Below are 19,806 nucleotides of genomic sequence, written 5' to 3'. Positions count from 1 at the left end.
ACCGATTTGCCCTCGGTGACCTGAACGCCTGGCCAGAGTGCCGATTCGGTGCGGACGGCGATGAGCGCCTTCTCGGCGTCGTCGGCACTGGTGTTGCGTACGTGCAGTGCAACGCTGGCGGGCTTCTTCTCCACCGTTGCCCCAGGGGTGTCGGCGGCGATTCGGCCCAACTCGGTGACGATCTCGTCGAGCAGTTTCCTGGCGTCGGCGTCGATCGCGTGAACGAATCCGATGTCGAACTCGGAGCCGTGGCTGCCGACCAATTGCACTTCGGCGGGAAGTCGGGACAGCGCAGCCAGATCCTTGAGGGCGCGGCCCGAGATCACGGCAGCCGTCGTCGACGCGAGGCTGGCGAGAGAGCGAAGCGCACGCACCGTTTCCGCCCGGGGATACGCCTTGTCCGGGTTGGCGACGATGGGTGCCATCGTCCCGTCGTAGTCGGAGGCTACGAGCAGACGCGGCGTGCGTGCCACGCCTGACAGCGCTCGGCGGAGTTCGATGGACAGATCTTGTGCGCTCACCTCTTCAAATCTAGGTGATGCAGCGACTCCTGGCTCGATACGTTTCCGGCCGATCAGTGCAAAAATGACAGATGCGACAAAGGATGTCTATTCGGGTTTCCGAGTTCCGTCACCGAGCAGCAGTTCAACCGTCAATTCCAGTCGATTGGCGACATCGGTAGCCGAATAGCGTCGCGTGAGCCATGCCACCAAATTGGACAGCCACACATCGGAGATCACGCGCGCGATCGCCAACTGCTCTTCGGTTGGCTCCTCTTCGGTCATCGCTCGTGCGAAGAGGCGGTCCATCAACTGGCCCACCTGATCGACCTCGGCCGCTGCGGAGGCGTCGGCGAACATGAACGCGCGAGTCATCGCTTCGGTGAGGAGCGGGTCGCGCTGCATCGCGCGGGTGATGAGGCTGAGGATCAGCTGCATCCGCTCGAGCGGGCTGGTTCCAGGTGGGATCTTGCCCTTGGAATCGATCTTCTCGAATTCGCGTGCCAGGGCGGACACCAGTAGGTGAACCTTGGACGGGAAGTAGCGATAGAGCGTTCCGACTGCGACGTCGGCACGCTCGGCCACGGCGCGCATCTGAACAGCCTCGTAGCCGCCCTTGGATGCCAAGGCGAGTGTTGCGTCGAGAATCCGCTTGCGGCGTTCACGTTGCGCGTTGGAGCTGAGATCGTCGTCCCCGAGCGTTGCAGAAGCAACCGCGTTGGAGCGGGATCGGGATGTTGTGGTCATCGACAAATTCCTTCGCGCCTTGACTCTTGGCCAGGTGTCATATTAGAACACGTTCTAAACAATTGTGTCACTTATCGAGAGGCGGGAACCAGTTGTGACAATCGCCACGACCGATGAACAGCGGGCGGTCCAGGAATCGATAGAGGCCTGGGCTCGCTCGGCCACGCCGATGGACATGGTACGCCGTGGACCAGCAGTTTCGTGGCGGGAGAAATGGTCCGAGTTCGCGTCTCTCGGGATATTTTCGGTCGCCGTTCCCGAAGCGGTAGGCGGAGCCGGGGCCGAAATCGTCGATCTCGCAGCAATGCTCGAGCAGGCGGCAATCGAACTCGTGCCGGGTCCTGTTCTCACGACTGCACTCGCAGCTCTGGTGGTGGGGCGTAGCTCGTCGCCCGCTGCCAAGCGATGGTCCGAAACGCTCGCCGACGGTGCGCTGCCGTGTGCCGTCGTATTGGACGAAAGTCCAGTTGCGGCAACGGCGAATGCGTCCGGCGGCATCGAGCTTCATGGCGAAGGAGGTTACGCCTGGGGCGGCGATTCGGGCGTATCGGTACTCGTGTCGGCGGGCGTCGTGTCCGAAGACGAAGGCTCGCGTGTCGTCTGGGCCCTCGTCGACGGAGACAGCGAAGGCGTGACCTACGAAGCGGTCGACACGATCGACAAGTCGCGACCACTGGCGCGAGTCTCCTTCGATCGAGTGACGGTCGATGCCGACCGAATCCTCGATGACATTGCGCCAGGATCGGTTTCCGACCTAGCGGCGGTACTGGGGGCAGCCGAAGCTGCCGGAATCGCGGCGTGGAGCCTGCGTACTGCGGTGGAGTACGCGAAGATTCGCGAACAATTCGGAAAGCCCATCGGCTCGTTCCAGGCGATCAAACATATCTGCGCCGAAATGCTGTGTCGCGTAGAGAATGCCGGAGCCGTCGCCTGGGATGGTGCGGTCGCTGCCGAGTCGGGCGACGAACTTCCGATCGCCGCAGCAGTGGCCGCCGCGGTGTCGCTGGATGCCGCTGTCGACACGGCAAAGGACTGCATTCAAGTGCTCGGCGGCATCGGATTCACTTGGGAGCACGAGGCGCACTTCTACCTTCGTCGAGCACTGTCGCTCCGGCAGATTCTGGGCGGATCGTCTCATTGGCGCGCACGCGTCGCGGAATTGACGATCGGCGGCGCACGGCGTCACCTTCAGATCGACTTGAGTGAGCTCGAATCCGACCGGTCCGAAATTCGCGAAGAGGTAGCGCAATTGGTGGCGCTGCCCGAATCCGAGCAGCGCAACGCATTGGCCGAATCGGGCTACCTTGCGCCGCACTGGCCCAAGCCGTACGGCCGGGGCGCCAAGGCCGCGCAACAGATTCTGATCGAAGAGGAATTGGCGGCCGTCGGTATCGGCCGACCCGATCTGGTGATCGGCTGGTGGGCAGTGCCGACCATCCTCGAGCACGGCAGTGCGGAGCAGATCGAAAGATTTGCGACTCCGACGCTCAAGGGCGAGATCACCTGGTGCCAGCTCTTCAGTGAACCCGGCGCAGGTTCGGATCTTGCGGCACTGCGCACTACCGCGGAAAAGGTCGACGGCGGTTGGAAGCTGAACGGCCAGAAAGTCTGGACTTCGCTTGCGCGTGAAGCTGACTGGGCCATCTGCCTCGCCAGGACCGACCGCGAGGTTCCCAAACACAAGGGCATCACGTACTTCCTTCTCGACATGAAGACGGCTGGGATTCGAATCTCGCCGCTGCGCGAGATCACCGGAGATGCCCTGTTCAACGAAGTCTTCCTCGACGACGTCTTCGTCCCGGACGAGTGCGTCGTCGGCCAGCTCGGTGGAGGCTGGAAACTGGCCCGAACGACCCTCGCCAACGAGCGGGTCGCAATGAGCGGTGGCTCTTCGCTCGGCGGTGCGATGGAGGAATTGCTCGAGCTGGCCGGCGACCCCGATCCTGTGGTGGCAGACAAGCTCGGTGGGCTGATCGGAACCGCCATGGTGGGCTCACTGCTGGAATTGCGCACGACACTGCGGCAATTGGACGGTCAGGATCCGGGTCCGGCGTCGAGCGTCCGCAAGCTGGTGGGCGTGCGCCAGCGTCAGAATGTCGCAGAGTTCGCCATGGAATTGGGTGGCCCGGCCGGATGGGTGGAGGGTCCGCTCTCGCGTGAGTTCCTCAACACGCGATGCCTGTCGATTGCCGGCGGAACCACGCAGATTCTGTTGACCGTCGCCGCGGAGAGAATTCTGGGCCTGCCCCGTGATTAGACGGCGTGAGTAGAGGCCTTTAGAAATGTCCACGTTGGTGATACAACTAGAACACGTTCTACATCAGAGACAGGATTGCCAGCGTGGACTTCACTCCCGATGAAACCCAGGAAGCGGTAGCCGAGGTGGCTACCGCGCTCCTTGCCCGCGAACTGGAGCCGGACGCGCTCTGGGCGGCATTCGCCGATGCCGACCTGCTCACGTTGGCCCTGCCCGAGCGTCTGGGCGGCGAGGGACTCTCCGTCGCCGACGTCGGTTCCCTCCTCGTCGAGGTCGGCCGGGCCGCCGCTCCAATTCCGGCTCTCGCAACCCTCGGCTTCGGTGTACTCCCCATAGTCGCTCTGGGGTCCGACGCTCAACAGGACGAATTGCTCACCGGAGTCGGCGCCGGACGGGTGTTCACCGCGGCGCTCGGTGAGCCGGGTCAGCAGTTCCCGGCACAGCCGTCGACCACCGCGCAGCAGTCGGGCGACTGGTATCGCGTCAGCGGGACGGTGCTTGCCGTTCCCTTCGCGGCGAGCGCACACAGAATTCTTGTGCCCACCGACGCCGGAGTCGTTCTCGTCGATCCGACCGCCGCCGGCGTCGCATTGACGCCGACTCCCAGTGCGTCCGGCAGTCCGGAGTTCGCAGTCACCATGGACGAGGCAGTCGGTGAACTTCTCGGTGCCGGCGAGGAAGCCGTCCAGACGCTGTACCGGATCGCCACGGCAAGCATCGGAGCCGTTGCAGACGGTTTGGTGTCCGGCGCCGTCGATCTCACTGCGGCACATGTCGGCTCGCGTGAGCAATTCGGTAAGCCGCTCGCCACGTTCCAGGCAGTCTCACAACAGATAGCCGACGCGTACGTCACCTCCCGGACCCTTCATGTCGCGGCGTTGTCGGCGTCCTGGCGCGTGTCGGAGGGCCTGGACGCCCAGTCGGACCTCGACGTCATGGCGTACTGGATCGCCCAAGAAGTGCCTGCCACGATGCAGGTGCTTCACCACCTGCACGGTGGTCTGGGCGTCGACGTCACGTATCCACTTCATCGTTACTACTCGACTGCAAAAGACCTGGCACGCCTGCTCGGCGGTGCTTCGCAGCGACTCGACCTCGTGGGGGCCCGGTGTTCATCGATCTGACCGACAGTCAGCGCGCATTGCAAGCTGAACTTCGACGCTACTTCTCGACGCTGATCTCGCCCGAAGAGGCCAAGATCATGCGCGTGGAGCGGCATGGCCCTACCTATCGCGAGGTCATCCGTCGTATGGGCAAGGACGGCTGGCTCGGCGTCGGCTGGCCGGTGGAGTTCGGCGGACGTGGGTTCGGTGAAGTCGAGCAGCAGATTTTTGTCAACGAGGCTGTGCGGGCGGATGTCCCACTGCCTTCGGTGACTTTGCAGACCGTCGGTCCGACCCTGCAGAAGTACGGCAGCGAGGAGCAGAAGCAGAAATTCCTGCCCGCGATCCTCGCCGGTGAAGTGCACTTCGCGATCGGCTACACCGAACCGGAAGCCGGCACCGACCTTGCAGCACTGCGCACTTCGGCGGCACGAAATGGTGACGAGTACGTCGTCAACGGCCAGAAGATTTTCACCACCGGCGGGCATGACGCCGATTACGTGTGGCTCGCCGTGCGGACAGGGTCTGCCGATTCAAGGCACCGCGGCATCTCCATCCTGATCATGGACACCAAAGATCCCGGCTACACCTGGACCCCGATCATCACTTGCGACGGTGCACATCACGTCAACGCCACCTACTACGAGGACGTTCGCGTTCCGGCGAACATGCTTGTGGGTGAGGAGAATCAGGGCTGGCGCTTGATCACGACGCAGCTCAACCACGAGCGCGTCATGCTCGGTCCGGCAGGTCGTGTCGCAGGGATTTACGACCACGTCTTCGATTGGGCCAAGCGTGAAAACCTGCTTGATCACGTTGACGTACGGCGCGCGCTCGGCGAGATTCATGCGACGTACCGCCTCAACGAACTGCTCAACTGGCAAGTGGCGTCGAGTGATTCGGATTCGGTGGATATCGCCGACGCTTCGGCAACCAAAGTGTTTGCGACCGAGCGTATCCAGCGGGTCGGTCGACTCGCGGAAGAGATCGTCGGGCGGTACGGAAATCCGATCGATCCCGAAACTGCTGATCTCATGGAGTGGCTCGACATGCAGATCAAGCGCAACCTGGTGATCACCTTCGGCGGTGGAGTCAACGAGGTGATGCGCGAACTGATTGCGACCGCCGGCCTGAAGCTTCCTCGCGTTCCGAGATAGGAAACAAATCGTGTCAGATCCCATTCTCACTGCTGCCGAGCGGGTTCGAGAGGACGGGCCAAGCGCTCCTCGCGCCGGCCGGGACCCCGTGAACCTGCCGATGATCCGCAACTGGGTCGAGGCGATCGGTGACGAGAACCCGATCTACGTCGACGAATCGGCTGCCCGCGCCGCCGGACACGACGGAATAGTCGCACCGCCGGCGATGGCGCAGGTATGGACGATGCGCGGTCTGGGGGCAATTCGAGAAGCCGACGATCCGTTGGGCCGGATGACGGACATCCTCGACGAGGCCGGATTCACCTCCGTCGTCGCGACCAACTGCGATCAGATCTACCACCGCTACTTGAAGCCGGGTGAAGAAGTCACCATCTCCTCGGTGTTGGAAGACGTAGTGGGACCCAAGAAGACAGGTCTTGGTGAAGGGTGGTTCTTCACTACTCGCAGCTTCTGGCGGGTCGGCGAAGAACTGGTCTCGGAGATGATGTTCCGGATATTGAAGTTCGCGCCGCCAGTCAGCGAGAGTTCCTCCACTGACGTGCCTGCGGACCTGGACGCATCTCGAATGCTGCGTCCGACAGCATCCCTCGACACGCAGTTCTTCTGGGACGGTGTCGCCGCACACGAGTTGCGTATTCAACTGCGTGCGGACGGTTCGGTACAGCACCCGCCGGTGCCCGCGATCTGGAAAGACAAGTCGGAGCAGACCGACTACGTGGTGGCGTCAGGTCGGGGAACGGTCTTCAGCTTTGTCGTTCACCACGCCCCCAAGGTTCCTAGTCGGTCGTTGCCGTTCGTCGTTGCCCTGGTCGAACTGCCTGAGGGTGTGCGGATGCTCGGCGAATTGCGCGGCGTCGATCCGTCGAGTGTGTCGATCGGAATGGAGGTGGAGGCGATCTACCTCGACTTCCCCGGAGACGACGAGACCGGGGGAACTCCCTGGACTTTGTACGCCTGGCAGCCGGTTGGGGCTTCTGCGGTTTCTGCGGGGAAGGAGTGACGATGACTTCGACGACGGATATCACTGTGGGAGAGGTTCTTCCGCAGCTCTCGATTTACGGCGGCCCGACGTTTGTGGTCTCGGCGGCGCTCGCTACCCGCGATTTTCAAGATGTTCACCACGACCGCGATCTCGCACAGAAACGCGGCTCGAAAGACATTTTCGTCAACATCCTCACCGACACCGGCTTGGTGCAGCGATTCGTGACCGATTGGGCCGGACCGCGGGCTGTACTCACGTCGATCAAACTCCGCCTCGGAGTCCCCTGGTACGCCTACGACACCTTGACGCTCTCCGGAACGGTGACCTCCTACGACGAGGATCTCGTATCGCTCGCGGTGGTCGGCAAGAACAGCCTGGGAGATCACATCACCGCACAGGTCACACTGGCATTTCCGGCGTCGGGCTCGAATGGAGACATTGAAAACGGAGACATTGAATGAGCGCATTGTCCGGCAAGGCAGCGATCGTCGGAATCGGAGCCACGGATTTCTCGAAGGACTCCGGTCGCAGTGAACTGCGACTGGCCGCCGAGGCTGTTCAAGCCGCGTTGGACGACGCCGGTCTGACACCCGCCGACGTCGACGGTCTTACCTCGTTCACCATGGACACCAACACCGAAGTGGCAGTAGCTCGTTCGGTGGGGATTCCGAACCTCAAGTTCTTCAGCCGCATTCACTACGGAGGCGGTGCCGCTGCGGCGACGATTCAGCAGGCCGCCATGGCTGTTGCCACCGGCGTCGCAGACGTCGTCGTCGCTTACCGCGCGTTCAACGAGCGATCGGGTGCCCGTTTCGGGCAGGTGAACTCCGGCCTTGTGGCGCAGGTCAATTCGTCGGGCACGGATAACGCTTTTTCCTATCCTCACGGATTGGGTACTCCTGCATCGTTTGTCGCGATGGTCGCGCAGCGATACATGCACGTATACGGAGCGTCCAGCGAGGACTTCGGTCGAATCGCCGTCGCCGACCGTAAGCATGCAGCCACCAATCCGAAGGCGTTCTTCTACGGGAAACCGATTACCCTCGAGGACCATCAGAACTCGCGATTCATCGCTGAACCTTTGCATCTCCTCGATTGCTGCCAGGAATCCGACGGCGGCATCGCGATCGTCGTCACCTCGGCAGAACGAGCCAAAGATCTGAAGAACACCCCCGCCGTTATCGCTGCCGCCGCACAGGGCAGCGGGGCAGATCAATACATCATGACCAGCTATTACCGCGACGGTTTGACCGGCTTACCGGAGATGGGCCTTGTCGGCGATCAGCTCTGGTCACAAAGTGGGCTGCGCCCGTCGGACATGCAGACGGCGATCTTCTACGACCACTTCACGCCCTATGTTCTGATGCAGCTCGAGGAACTCGGTTTCTGTGGCAGGGGAGAGGCAAAGGACTTCATCGCCGGTGGCGCAATCGAACTCGGCGGCAAGCTTCCGATCAACACCCATGGTGGACAGCTCGGCGAGGCATACATTCACGGGATGAACGGTATCGCCGAGGGTGTTCGGCAGATCCGCGGTACTTCGGTCAACCAGGTCGACTCCGTCGAGAATGTACTGGTGACTGCGGGAACGGGCGTTCCGACATCGGGGCTTGTGCTGACTCGCTGATTATCGTGGGCACAGCTTCATCAAGCGTCACGGCCGGTTGGCACCGCATCGAGGTCTCCTTCGATGCGGTGCTCGGTCCGTGTTCTGTTGTGCCCGAGGAGTACTACCTCAGGTTTTGAAGGTGGTGTTCGCCGGTCGCGGGTGCTGCTGCGGGTCGATCGAGGGCGGCGGAATGAACCACGGTTTGTTGTCGACACCGATCCGAATCGCCCATTTCCCGACGAACCCGGATTTTCGGTGCATCAACCGATGATGTGAACGGCACAGCAGGACCAGGTTGTTCATCACCGTCGGGCCACCGTTGGCCCAGTGCTTAATGTGATGCGCATCGGTCCAGGCGGGTACGCACGTGCAGCCGGGGAAGGCGCAGCCCTTGTCCCGGGCGATCAACGCCACTCGCTGTTCGGGGGTGACCAACCTCTTTCCTGGTCTCGCATCCAAGGGCGCGCCGTGATCGTCGAGCAGAACGGTCGAGAGGAAACAATCACACCCGAGAAGCCTGGTCTGCGACACCGACAGCGGTCCGAGCCAGGGCATGTGCCCGACATCAAGATCCGACACAGCCATTCCGTCATCAGCAGTGGAGGGTGCTGCGGCGCAGTCCCGATGCTCCGCCAGATCCCGAGCATTGATGTGAACGTTCACGTGCGGGCGTTGGCCACCGTCTGTGCCTGTTTTGGCGCAGTCGAGATACCGGCGGATCAGTTCGGTGAACCCGTCCGCCGTGCGTTTCGCCGCCGACCTGGCATCGGGAGTCCCGTCCGGTGCCGGGGTCGGCATCGTCAGATTCGACAGGGCCGAGAGCAACCTTTCTCCGGTGAGGGCATCTAAATCCCCACGCACCACCACCCGACCGTTCAACGTCGAAGCAATCCGCAACTCATTGAGATCGACATCCTCGGCGGGCGGAATCTCATCCGACTCGAACAACCGCTCCAACGTCGCGATCACGTTCCGCACCTTCGTCGTCGTCGCCTCCACACCCGACGCAGCAGCCAACAACAAATCGATACAACGAGGGAGCGCCTCCTCCGGCATCCCCTTCGGCGGTGACTCACAGAACGCCACGATCAACACCGCGTGCTCGAACGAACAATCCCCGCCATCGAACCGAGCCGCCACCGCCGGAAACGGCCGCAAAGCCGCACCCAATGCGGCGATCTTCTTCCCGTCCCGAACCTGCAGCATCGTGTTCGCCGCCAACCACGCACCCACCCCGCGGCTCGCGATCACCTGATCATCGGAACGCAACGAAAGTTCGTCGACCACCGCCACTCGAACGGCTTCGAGACGAAGAATCTCCGCACTCGCCGACACCGCAGCAGCGCGCAACTCGGCAGCAGTCAACTGCCACAGACGTCCGCGTAACCCCACCGCAGAACCCGAAACCACGTCCGACAACAAGACACTCATTGAATCCCCCGATCCCCTCCCCAAATCATACTCGAACATGCGTTCGAGTCAAGAGGTGCTTTTGGGCTCGCTCTAGGATCGCTGGATGTTCACGTTGACTACGGAACGCCTTGTTCTTCGAGATTTCACTGCCGCGGATGAAGGTGCCGTCCATCAGTACGCGTCCGACCCTGCCGTCTGTAGATATGTTGATTGGGGGCCGAACACCCCCGCGGTGACCAGGGCATTCCTGGCGGACGCGGCACTCGAAGCTGCGCTCGTCGAACGTCGCACGTTCACCCTGGCCATCACGTCGAAGGCCGATGGAACGGTCATCGGTTCGGTAGCTGTGTGGGAAGTATCCGCCGCGCACCGGCGGGCGGAACTCGGTTTTGTCGTGAACCCGAAGTTCCAAGGGCGAGGCTATGCGTCGGAGGCGGGGCGCGCGGTTCTGGAATTCGCCTTTGCTCGCTTCGGAGCGCAGCGAGTGCAGGCAACGTGTCGTCCGGAGAATTCGGCGTCGGCGTCGGTGCTCACCAAAATCGGAATGGAGGAGGAGGGGCGAATGAGGGCACACATGGTGATCCGGGGGACCGCGGTGGATTCGCTGCTTTTTGCTGCAACACGACCCGCCGCCGTACAGCCAGAGATCACGTCAGCTCACTTCGCGTGACCTTCCCGGGCCCTGGTGCGATACTCGAACCATGTTCGAGGATGCCTTGCTCATCGACGCGGCCGGCCAGCCCACTATGCAGCATCACCAGGCCTTTTCTCGGGACTGGGACCGCATCAAAGAGTGGTCCGACAACATCTACATGCCGTATACGGTCACGCCGATCGGAAGTCGGTTGAAGCCGGCTTCGGACATGTACTCCGCGGCAGTCGGCAAGATCGACGTCACCAGATTCTGTTACGGGATTCCGGTCTCCGTCGGTGAATGTTCGCCTGAGGCCGGAAACATTCTGGTTCTGACGACTATCAGAGGCAACGGTCGACATGCCCTCGGCGGAGGAACTGCGGTGAATACTGCCGTGGGGGAGACCTTTGTCGCCGACTGTAGCCGGACCGACTACTTCGTCGAATTCGACGAAGATCACCTGCAGCTGAATCTCACTGTGCCGCATCAGCTTGTCGCCGATCACGCCATGCAATGGTTCGGGTCGGTTCCCGACGACCGTCTGTGGCGGCACAAGTGCACCATCGGCGGGCGGGGCTCGAGTTGGCTGGCATTGATGGACTACGTCGTTCGCGCAATTGCAGAGTCGCCTGAGGCGATGTCGAGCGAAAGGCTGGGTGCCAGGGTTCAAGAACTCATCGCGGCTCAGCTTCTCGACGAGTGGGCGACGCAGGCCGGGCTGCAACTCGGCGTCGACGTCGCCTCCGCCGAACCTGCCTACGTGCGATCGGCAGAGGAGTACATCGATACGTTTGCTCGCTCGGTGCCGACGGCATCGGAGATCGCGGCTGCGGTGGGTGTCAGTGTCCGGGCGCTCACTGCGGGATTTCGACGGTACCGAGACACCACACCGGGGCAACGATTGCGCGCGCGTCGGTTGGAGGGTGTACGCGGCGAACTGTTGCGTTCCGACGGGAGAACCGTCTCCGAAATCGCCAACGCCTGGGGCTACGTCAATCTGGGTATGTTTGCGGCCACATACCGGAAACGGTTCGGAGAGTTGCCTTCCGAGACCCGGAATCGACTCTGAGGACAGTTGTTTGAACGGTCATGACGATCGTTTTACGCACTCGATGAACTGCCGTGATCCGTTGTTTCGTGTCGGAGCGTTCTGCAAGGATTGAAATCGAACGTGACAGCAATCCCACGAGCTAGGAGTACGTCATGGCAACTCGACTCAATCCGTACATCAGCTTCAACGGCAATGCCCGTGAGGCGTTGGAGTTCTACAAAGAAATCTTTGGTGGCACGCTGGCGCTGAGCACGTTCGGTGAGTTCGGCAATCCCGGTGAAGGCGGCGACAAGATCATGCACGGAATGCTCGAAACCGATCAGGGATACACCCTGATGGGTGCCGACACTCCGCCCGGCATGCCGTACAACCCCGGCGACAACATCACGGTCAGCCTCAGCGGCGACGACGGCGATGTGCTGCGCGGGTACTGGGAGCAGTTGTCGGGAACGGGAACCGTGAGCGTTCCACTCGAGAAGCAGATGTGGGGCGACGAATTCGGCGCCTGTACAGACAAATTCGGCATTTCCTGGCTGGTGAATATCGGAGCGCCCCAGAGCTAACTCCAAGCTCTGCCCGGTTCTGCCGAAACGAGACAGTTTTACTGCCGTTTCGAGGCAGAACCGGGTATGTGATCGCCGTTACATTCTGTTCGACAAGACAAGTTGCAAGTCGGATGGAGAAATGCAGTGACGATCGAAGATATTGCGCGGAAGCCCCTTTCGAAGCAGCACCTCGACGACGTGCTGGCGCGAGCAACTCAGCGGGCTGACCGAGTCCCGGGTGTCGTCGCGATGATCACGGATCGAGAAGGCAACATCTACGAGGGTGCAGCCGGTGAGCGGGCTCTCGGTCACGGCGAACCGATGACCCTCGATACAACCTTTGCGCTCTTCTCCACCACCAAGGCGATTACCGGTACCGCTGTCCTGCAATGTGTGGAGGAGGGGTTGCTCGATCTCGATGCACCTGCAGCGACCTATGTTCCCGACATCGGTGAGCTGAAGGTCCTGGACGGTTTCGACGCCGGCGGAAACCCCGTTCTTCGGGAACCCAAGCGTGACATCACCACTCGCATGCTGCTCCTTCACACTGCAGGGTTCGGCTACGACTTCTTCAACGAGTCGTACAACCGGCTCTCGCAGGAACATGGGCAGCCCAGCGTGATCACGTGTAGCAAAGCGGCGCTCACGACACCGCTGCTCTTCGACCCGGGTGAGAAGTGGGAGTACGGCACCAACATCGACTGGGCCGGACAGGTCGTCGAGTCGATTCGAGGTCAGCGACTCGGCGATGTCATGCGCGAGCGCATCTTCGAACCTCTCGAGATGACGGATACGGCATTCACGATGAGCCCGTCGATGAAGGATCGACTTGCACCGATCCATCAGCGCGAGAGCGACGGAAGCCTCACTCCGCTCATCGGATTCGAGCTTCCGGCCGAACCCGAGGTGCACATGGGTGGTCACGGTTTGCACGGCACTGTCGGCGACTACATGAAGTTCATCCGTATGTGGCTCAACGACGGCGCGGGCACTTCGGGTCGCGTGTTGTCGTCGGAGACGGTAGCTGCAGCCGTTCAGAACGGGCTCGAAGGCCAGCACGTGGGGTTGTTGCCCGGAGTTCTCCCGACGCTGTCCAACGATGCGGAATTCTTCCCCGGTGTACCCAAAGGATGGGCATACTCCTTCATGACAAATGAAGAGGTGGCACCCACCGGTAGGCCGGCCGGATCGCTGGCTTGGGCGGGTCTTGCCAACCTCTATTACTGGATCGACCGGCAGACCGGCGTCGGCGGGTTCTGGGCAACGCAGATTCTGCCGTTCGCGGACGCTGGATCCATCAACGGATACCTGGAATTCGAGACCGCCGTTTACCAGTGATCGGCTGGATTCCCGCTGTCCGGGATCGACTGTTTCTTTCGGGCGGGTTCGGAGTACGCATGCAGTACAGCGCACGCTTGCATACGACGAACTAGGAGACGGCATGAACAGCCTCGAAGGCAGCTTCGAAGGAAAAGTTGCACTGATCACCGGCGCCGCACGCGGTCAGGGGCGCGCCCACGCTGTCGCATTCGCGGAGCGTGGCGCGGACATCGTGATCTGCGACCGGTGCGAGAACAGTGATGTCGTCGCCTACCCCCTCGCAAACGAGGAGGATCTGAAGGAAACCGTTCGTTTGGTGGAAGCCACCGGTCGTCGGTGCATTGCCGTCAAGGCAGACACTGCTGATCGCGACGCAATGGACGCGCTCGTTGCCCGCGCTGAAGCCGAGTTCGGCCGTGTCGACATCGCCGTCGCGAATGCCGGTGTGTCCGTGCCCGCTCCGATCACGTCGATGACGTCGGCGCAGTGGAACGAAGTCATCTCGTCGAACCTGACCGGTGTGTTCAACACCGTTGCGGCCGTGTCAGGTGGAATGGCGGAACGTGGTTACGGTCGCATCATCACGATTTCCTCGATGATGGGTCGCTCCGGTGGCACCCAGATGGCTGCGTACGGCGCCTCCAAGTGGGGCGTCATCGGTTTGACGAAGAGTGTGTCGCTCGAACTGGCAAACTCGGGTGTGACCGTGAATGCTATTGCACCGGGGAACATCTCGACGCCGATGATTCACAACGACATGATGTACGCGATGATGCGGCCTGACCTCGAATCGCCGACGGCAGACGACGTCGAACCCGTGTACGCGACTCTGCATGCGCAGCCGGTCGGTTGGCTGGATCCCTTCGAGATCACGCGAGTAGTCCTGTTCCTCGCCGCCGACGCGAGTGCCCACATGAGTGGCATCGTGGTTCCTGTCGACGCCGGAGTCGCCGCTCGCTCGAACGCTTGACGGACAAGACCGTTCGCGCGAAAGCGCGGACCGGGTGGGTCGTCGGCGTCCTGAGTCTGAGCGGCGTGGTGGTCGCGCTGCAACAGACCTTGGTGGTGCCGGTGCTGCCCGAGTTCGCGACGGCATCGGGAGTATCGTCGGCCACCGCTTCGTGGCTGGTGACCTCGACATTGCTGACCGGTGCCGTCGCGACCCCTCTCATCGGCAGACTCGCCGACATGTTCGGAAAGCGCGCGATGATGCTCGTCTGTCTTGCCGTGATGATCGTCGGCTGCATGGTTGCGGCGCTCAGCCAGAGTTTCTGGTTACTGATCCTCGGACGCTCGTTGCAGGGGTTCGCGACGGCACTTCTGCCCGTCGGAATCAGCATCATGCGCGATGTCCTTCCTCCGGAAAAGCTAAGTGGTGCAGTAGCTCTCATGAGTGCGACGTTGGGGATCGGTGGCATGTTCGGTATGCCGATGGCTGGGGTGATCTCGGCGCACTGGGGACTACCCGCGCTTTTCTGGGTCACCGGTGGATTCGGGGTCGTACTGATAGTCGTCTTGCCGCTGGTGGTGCCGGAATCGGCTGTGAAGAGTCGCGGACGCTTCGACTTTCTGGGAGCCACAGTCCTCACGCTCGCTATGACTGCACTGCTGCTGGCCGTTTCGAAAGGAACCGAATGGGGCTGGGCAAGCCCCGAGGTTCTGGTTCTGATCGCGTCCGGCGTGGTCTTGCTCTGTGGATGGATTCCGTGGGAACTGCACACGCCGGCACCGCTGGTCGATCTGCGGACTTCCCTTCGCGCTCCGATTCTGGTTTCGAACGTCTGCGCAGTATTACTCGGTTTTGCCATGTTCATCAGCGCGTTGGCGGCAACGCAGGAACTTCAGTTGCCCCTGGCGTCGGCGGACGGTCTCGGACTCTCGGCTGCCGAAGCCGGACTGGCGATGATGCCGGGCGGAGTCCTGATGATCGGATTGGCGCCGGTGTCGTCGAAGGTGACGAGGCGATGGGGAGCGAAGGCTACGTTGGCGTCGGGTGCGATCGTCATTGCAATCGGCTATGTCTTGCGTGTGCTGTTGGCGCCGACGTTGGTCAATATCGTGATCGGCGCTGCCGTGGTATCGGCCGGTGTGGCATTTTCCCTGGCAGCCATGCCGACGCTGATCACCGAATCTGCACCGATCCATCAGACTGCCTCGGCCAACGGATTCAACAGCCTGCTCCGTTCGGTCGGTACCTCCACCGGAAGCGCCGTTGCGGCAGCGGTATTGGCCGGTTCGACGGTGGTGATCGGTGCGAGCACTGTGCCGACCCTGCATTCGTTCGCGGTTTTGTACTGGATCGGAGCGGGCGTATCGGCACTGGCGGCCGCGGTGACCTTGGCAGTGAGGGTGGAGCGGACGGGGGCGGTATCGCGGCCCGAGTTACCAATTGCAGCCGAAACCGATGGCGCAACGAAGATCGGGTGAGTCGACGGACTCACCCGATCTTCGTCACCGTTATCTCCGACTGGAATCGACCAGGTACTCGAGATTCTGGTTGTACGGTGTGGCCGTCACCGCCGCGTGCGAACTCACCCGAGACACCTCGGTAGTGCCGCGAACGACAGAGGCCTTGATGGAACCTACTTTCAACGGGGCGATGCAGCTGCTCATCCCGGCCGGGGCATTGCAGGTGGTAATCGTGGTTCCCACGGTCACTTTGACGACTGCGGGAGCGGTCAAGAAGGTGAGAACCTCGACGGTATCGCGAGCGGGGGATGACCATTGGCGCAGTGTCATAGGGCAGCAGAGCGATTGACGGGGACCGCGGAGACCGACTGATTGCGATAGACGAGATACGCGGTGTCGCGAACAATCGCGGGTGAGGCGCCGGAGCGGAAGCTGTACAGCCCGTAGGAACTCATGTCGAGTAACGCGCGCCCATGACCGGCGCTGGGTGCGAACGACGTTCCCTCGCTGTAGTCGTTCCAGGTGACGAGCTGTACCCATTCACTGTTGGACGCAATCGCAATCTGCCACATGTTCTGCAGATTCTGTGAATTCTGTGCCTCGTCGTAGATCGACTGACTCGGACGAGCATCTTGGAAGGCGACTGGCTGCATCCATATCTTTCCCAAGGAGTGAGCGGCAGCAGCAAGCCCCATCGGAGAGTTCGGGTTCGATCCCGAGAGCGGATTTCCTGCCGGATTTCGGTTACCCCAATTCGACATCCCGTAGCTGATCGATGCAAAAGAATTCCGGTTGGCTGCTGCGTCGAGGAAAACCGGAACAAATGCCACATTTATTCCGTAAGAATTTTTCATAATAGTGATGAACTCCGACCACCAGCCCGCAGTCTTGTTTTCGGCAAGAAATGGCGAGATCACTAGTCGTCCGTCGCTCAATTTGAACGATGATGCCATGGTCGAATACGGTTTCATCTCTGCTGCCATTTGAGCTGCGGTCATGTTTTTGAACGCGCCGTTCATATCAGGCATGAGCATGATCTTGAAATTCGGATCGACTGCTGCGGCCGCTTTGATCAGGGCTGTGGGCACGGTGGAACCCCACCAACTGGTGTCGGTTGCCTTGGCGATGATGTCGACGGAGAATCCGTCGATGCCCGCGGCGATTGCCGAACGAACTTCGTTTTCGAGGTCGCGTTGGCGCCACTGCGTATCGGCGATGGGTTGCCGCGGTGTCGGCCGATCGCGGAGGAATCCTCCGTAGCGAACGTGTTTGTTGTTCTCGCCGTTGACCGTAAGATATTGTGTCGCATAGTAATCGCCAGACGGATTCGCATTGTCGATCGAAACCGGATAGGGCGGGAAGTAGTGAGCGAAAACCAACTTTCCGTTCAGTGCCGACTTGGGTGGAATGTCGAAGGGCAGCGCTGCAGATTCAGGATTCGCCGAGAACGAGGCCGGCGTGTACGTCGAGGCGGAGCGTGGTTGTGTGTTGTACGCGGCGATCAGTGCGGCCGCGACAATCACGGCCAGGGTGAAGCAGATGGTCTCGAAGGAATATTTCGCCGTTTTTCGGATCCACGGAGTTCGGATGTATCGAGTTCTGATACTCATGGCACAGTCAGCCTTTCTCGATCCCCCGAAGTGTGAGTCTTCCCCGCGTGCACTGAATCGGTGATTCAATTCTTTTCGGCCTCTGTCTGATTTGTAATTCGAGATTCGACACCATAAGTCAACTGTCACCGGCCCGAGTGTCACTTGCTGTACGAGTGTAACGCTGCCGCGTTCATCATGAATACCTGAAAGCGGTCTTTGTTCAAGAATTTCGGGTTTTTCTTTCCTGTATATATCCGTCGAAAGGTCGGTGAAATTTATCGGCTGTATTGGACAGGACTGGGACGTGTGGTCTGTTCCGTACCTCGTGGCCGAAAGGCACCGGCGAAACCAGGGAGGTGATTGCAGCCGGGCAACTGACGAAATTTCCTGGAATGTGTCGGCCTCCTGGGTCACACTGGGGAACGGACTACCGACGGATTACCGATGCGGGAGGGCTCATGACCGAAGCGATTGTGGCCGAGGGGCTGGTCAAGAAGTACGGCGACGTCACGGCATTGGACGGCATCGACCTGGAAGTGCGCGAGGGTTCGGTGATGGCTCTATTGGGCCCCAACGGCGCCGGAAAAACCACTGCGGTAAGGATATTCACGACGCTGCTCATTCCGGACGGTGGACGCGCCAAGGTTGCCGGGCTGGACGTGGTCGAGGATGCGCGGGCGTTGCGATCCAAGATCGGTGCTTCGGGTCAGTACGCCGCGGTCGACGAGTACCTGACGGGCTATGAGAACTTGGACATGGTCGGGAGGCTGTATCACCTCGGCGCCCGAAGCAGTAAGGCCCGAGCGCGTGAATTGCTCGAGCAGTTCGATCTCGTCGAGGCTGGAGATCGGCCGGTCAAGGGCTATTCCGGCGGAATGCGGCGACGTCTCGATCTCGCCGGCGCATTGGTTGCTCGGCCGCAGGTGTTGTTTCTCGACGAGCCGACCACCGGCCTCGATCCTCGGGCGCGACTCGGTCTCTGGGACGTCATCGAAGGGTTGGTGGCTCAGGGGACCACGCTGTTGCTCACGACGCAATACATGGAGGAAGCCGAGAGGTTGGCCGACCAGATCGCCGTCATCGACCGCGGCTCGGTCATCGCGCGCGGTACTGCAGACCAGTTGAAGGCGCGGGTCGGGGGTGAGCGCATCGAATTGAGCGTGCACGAGGTCGAACATCTCGACATCGTCCGCGAGGAATTGCGCTCGCTTGCCGTGGGGGACATTCAGGTTCAAGAGAATGTCCGTCGCGTCACCGTTCCTGTCGACGACGGCACCGACGCGTTGGTGGCGGCGCTGAATCTTCTGTCGGTACGAGGCATCCGCGTATTCGACGTCGGCTTGCGCAGACCCACTCTCGACGATGTCTTCCTCACACTGACCGGGCACCAGGCTGAACTGGAGGATCAGAAATGACCGTGCAGATGGCGCTCGAAGACGGTTTGACCATCGCCAGGCGAAACTTGATCAAGATCAAGCGCGTTCCGGATCTGCTGGTGTTCACCACTTTGTCGCCGATCATGTTCGTGCTCTTGTTCGCGTATGTGTTCGGCAGTGCGATCTCGGTCCCGGGCACGTCGTATCGAGAATTCCTGATCGCCGGAATCTTCACGCAGACGGTCATATTCGGTGCGACCTGGACTGGTTTGGGGATGGTCGAAGACATTCAGAAAGGAATCATCGACAGATTTCGATCGCTGCCCATGGCTCCGTCTGCCGTGCTGACCGGCCGAACATCGAGTGACGTGTTGATCAACGTCATCAGTTTGGTGGTCATGTCGTTGACCGGTCTTCTGGTCGGGTGGCGGATTCACTCCAGTTTCCTCGAAGCGGTGGCGGGTTATGCGCTGCTTCTGTTCTTCGCGTACGCGTTGTCGTGGGTCATGGCTGTTGTCGGGCTTTGGATCCGGACACCGGAGGTATTCAACAACGCGAGCTTCATCGTCATCTTTCCGCTGTCGTTCATCGCGAACACTTTTGTCGAGACCACCAATCTTCCCGGCCCGCTCAAAGTGATCGCCGAATGGAATCCGGTGTCGGCGGTTACCCAGGCGGTGCGTGAATTGTTCGGCAATACCAATCCTGCGATGACGGTTCCGGATGCGTGGCCATTGCAGAATCCGGTCATCGCGTCGTTGTTGTGGACTTTCGGTTTGCTGATCGTCTTCGTGCCGTTCGCTATTCGTCGGTATCAGAAGGCAGTCAGCCGCTGACCTGGTGATTCCGGCCGGTAGGGTGGATATGTGCCGGAGCCCGAACGCATCGACAAACGCAGCCTGAGATACGCCGGGCGACGTGAGGAGTTGCTCGACGCGCTGACCCGCTACGTCATCGACAACGGTGTCGGGGAATTGACGGTGAGGCAGCTCGCCAAGGCCGTGGGTGTGTCGCATGCGTCGTTGCTCAACCATTTCGAGAGCAAGGAGAATCTGCTCTCCGAGGTCATCGAGAACATGCGTGGTGAGTCCATTCCGATTGCGGTGCCGAT

General features: G+C 61.1%; 20 protein-coding genes. 15 read left to right on the top strand and 5 right to left on the bottom strand.

Translation table 11 applies throughout. The features are described from left to right. Positions 1–521: trehalose-phosphatase (otsB, locus tag A2J01_RS00915; RefSeq protein WP_064111518.1), on the bottom strand; the 521-nt coding region annotated here is incomplete at its 3' end. A gap of 87 nt (positions 522–608) precedes the next feature. Further along, on the bottom strand, positions 609–1,247 hold the full coding sequence (gene kstR / locus A2J01_RS00910) for a cholesterol catabolism transcriptional regulator KstR (protein ID WP_064111515.1): 639 nt from the start codon (positions 1,245–1,247) through the stop codon (positions 609–611). A gap of 94 nt (positions 1,248–1,341) precedes the next feature. On the opposite strand from kstR, the gene A2J01_RS00905 reads away from it, so the two are divergent. The 6 genes from A2J01_RS00905 (at position 1,342) to A2J01_RS00880 (ending at position 8,373) form a co-directional block, all read left to right on the top strand. After that, on the top strand, positions 1,342–3,504 hold the full coding sequence (locus tag A2J01_RS00905) for an acyl-CoA dehydrogenase (protein WP_042920534.1): 2,163 nt from the start codon (positions 1,342–1,344) through the stop codon (positions 3,502–3,504). 83 nt (positions 3,505–3,587) lie between these two features. After that, on the top strand, positions 3,588–4,628 hold the full coding sequence (locus A2J01_RS00900; protein WP_064111513.1) for an acyl-CoA dehydrogenase family protein: 1,041 nt from the start codon (positions 3,588–3,590) through the stop codon (positions 4,626–4,628). After that, entirely contained in the window at positions 4,613–5,764 is a 1,152-nt protein-coding gene (locus tag A2J01_RS00895; protein WP_007734012.1) for an acyl-CoA dehydrogenase family protein, read from the top strand. Before A2J01_RS00900 ends, A2J01_RS00895 begins: the two co-directional genes overlap by 16 nt. A 10-nt stretch (positions 5,765–5,774) precedes the next feature. Then, positions 5,775–6,764, top strand: coding sequence for a bifunctional MaoC family dehydratase N-terminal/OB-fold nucleic acid binding domain-containing protein (locus A2J01_RS00890; protein ID WP_082900768.1), 990 nt, complete (start codon positions 5,775–5,777; stop codon positions 6,762–6,764). Between the two features lie 2 nt (positions 6,765–6,766). After that, complete coding sequence (locus A2J01_RS00885) at positions 6,767–7,207, top strand: MaoC family dehydratase (RefSeq protein WP_064111507.1); 441 nt, start codon at positions 6,767–6,769, stop codon at positions 7,205–7,207. Then, the gene (locus A2J01_RS00880; RefSeq protein WP_003945661.1) at positions 7,204–8,373 is read left to right on the top strand and encodes a lipid-transfer protein; all 1,170 of its coding nucleotides are present in this window, start codon (positions 7,204–7,206) and stop codon (positions 8,371–8,373) included. The genes A2J01_RS00885 and A2J01_RS00880 overlap by 4 nt, the downstream gene beginning before the upstream one ends. Before the next feature lie 108 nt (positions 8,374–8,481). On the opposite strand, the gene A2J01_RS00875 is transcribed toward A2J01_RS00880, so the two are convergent. Next, positions 8,482–9,786 (bottom strand): HNH endonuclease signature motif containing protein, encoded by a 1,305-nt coding sequence (locus tag A2J01_RS00875; protein WP_064111505.1) that lies wholly within the window; start codon positions 9,784–9,786, stop codon positions 8,482–8,484. An 85-nt stretch (positions 9,787–9,871) separates the two neighbouring features. Between A2J01_RS00875 and A2J01_RS00870 the strand changes: the two genes are divergently transcribed. The 6 genes from A2J01_RS00870 to A2J01_RS00845 all read left to right on the top strand — a co-directional run bounded on the left by A2J01_RS00870 (position 9,872) and on the right by A2J01_RS00845 (position 15,745). Next, positions 9,872–10,438, top strand: coding sequence for a GNAT family N-acetyltransferase (locus A2J01_RS00870; protein ID WP_050655865.1), 567 nt, complete (start codon positions 9,872–9,874; stop codon positions 10,436–10,438). A 31-nt stretch (positions 10,439–10,469) separates the two neighbouring features. After that, the gene (locus A2J01_RS00865) at positions 10,470–11,471 is read left to right on the top strand and encodes an AraC family transcriptional regulator (protein ID WP_050655866.1); all 1,002 of its coding nucleotides are present in this window, start codon (positions 10,470–10,472) and stop codon (positions 11,469–11,471) included. A gap of 134 nt (positions 11,472–11,605) precedes the next feature. Next, positions 11,606–12,016 (top strand): VOC family protein, encoded by a 411-nt coding sequence (locus tag A2J01_RS00860; RefSeq protein ID WP_047269632.1) that lies wholly within the window; start codon positions 11,606–11,608, stop codon positions 12,014–12,016. Between the two features lie 180 nt (positions 12,017–12,196). Then, entirely contained in the window at positions 12,197–13,336 is a 1,140-nt protein-coding gene (locus A2J01_RS00855; protein ID WP_197494129.1) for a serine hydrolase domain-containing protein, read from the top strand. A gap of 103 nt (positions 13,337–13,439) precedes the next feature. Beyond that, a complete protein-coding gene (locus A2J01_RS00850) occupies positions 13,440–14,288 on the top strand; it encodes a mycofactocin-coupled SDR family oxidoreductase (protein ID WP_003945658.1) in 849 nt (282 codons plus the stop codon). Continuing rightward, positions 14,285–15,745 carry an MFS transporter gene (locus A2J01_RS00845; protein WP_007734043.1) on the top strand — a complete coding sequence of 487 codons (1,461 nt, stop codon included), beginning with the start codon at positions 14,285–14,287 and terminating at the stop codon, positions 15,743–15,745. The genes A2J01_RS00850 and A2J01_RS00845 overlap by 4 nt, the downstream gene beginning before the upstream one ends. A 30-nt stretch (positions 15,746–15,775) precedes the next feature. On the opposite strand, the gene A2J01_RS36705 is transcribed toward A2J01_RS00845, so the two are convergent. Next, positions 15,776–16,057, bottom strand: coding sequence for a hypothetical protein (locus A2J01_RS36705; protein WP_231915475.1), 282 nt, complete (start codon positions 16,055–16,057; stop codon positions 15,776–15,778). Then, on the bottom strand, positions 16,054–17,733 hold the full coding sequence (locus tag A2J01_RS00840; protein WP_231915470.1) for a glycoside hydrolase family 71 protein: 1,680 nt from the start codon (positions 17,731–17,733) through the stop codon (positions 16,054–16,056). The genes A2J01_RS36705 and A2J01_RS00840 overlap by 4 nt, the downstream gene beginning before the upstream one ends. 44 nt (positions 17,734–17,777) lie before the next feature. Between A2J01_RS00840 and A2J01_RS00835 the strand changes: the two genes are divergently transcribed. From A2J01_RS00835 to A2J01_RS00825, 3 genes are all read left to right on the top strand, one after another. Further along, a complete protein-coding gene (locus tag A2J01_RS00835) occupies positions 17,778–18,734 on the top strand; it encodes a daunorubicin resistance protein DrrA family ABC transporter ATP-binding protein (RefSeq protein ID WP_019746865.1) in 957 nt (318 codons plus the stop codon). Continuing rightward, on the top strand, positions 18,731–19,531 hold the full coding sequence (locus A2J01_RS00830) for an ABC transporter permease (protein ID WP_003945537.1): 801 nt from the start codon (positions 18,731–18,733) through the stop codon (positions 19,529–19,531). Before A2J01_RS00835 ends, A2J01_RS00830 begins: the two co-directional genes overlap by 4 nt. A 30-nt stretch (positions 19,532–19,561) precedes the next feature. Beyond that, positions 19,562–19,806: TetR/AcrR family transcriptional regulator (locus A2J01_RS00825; protein WP_156519134.1), on the top strand; the 245-nt coding region annotated here is incomplete at its 3' end.

This window comes from Rhodococcus sp. EPR-134, assembly GCF_001647205.1.
Taxonomy (GTDB): domain Bacteria; phylum Actinomycetota; class Actinomycetes; order Mycobacteriales; family Mycobacteriaceae; genus Rhodococcus_F; species Rhodococcus_F qingshengii.
This window is presented reverse-complemented; position numbering and strand designations above follow the sequence as displayed.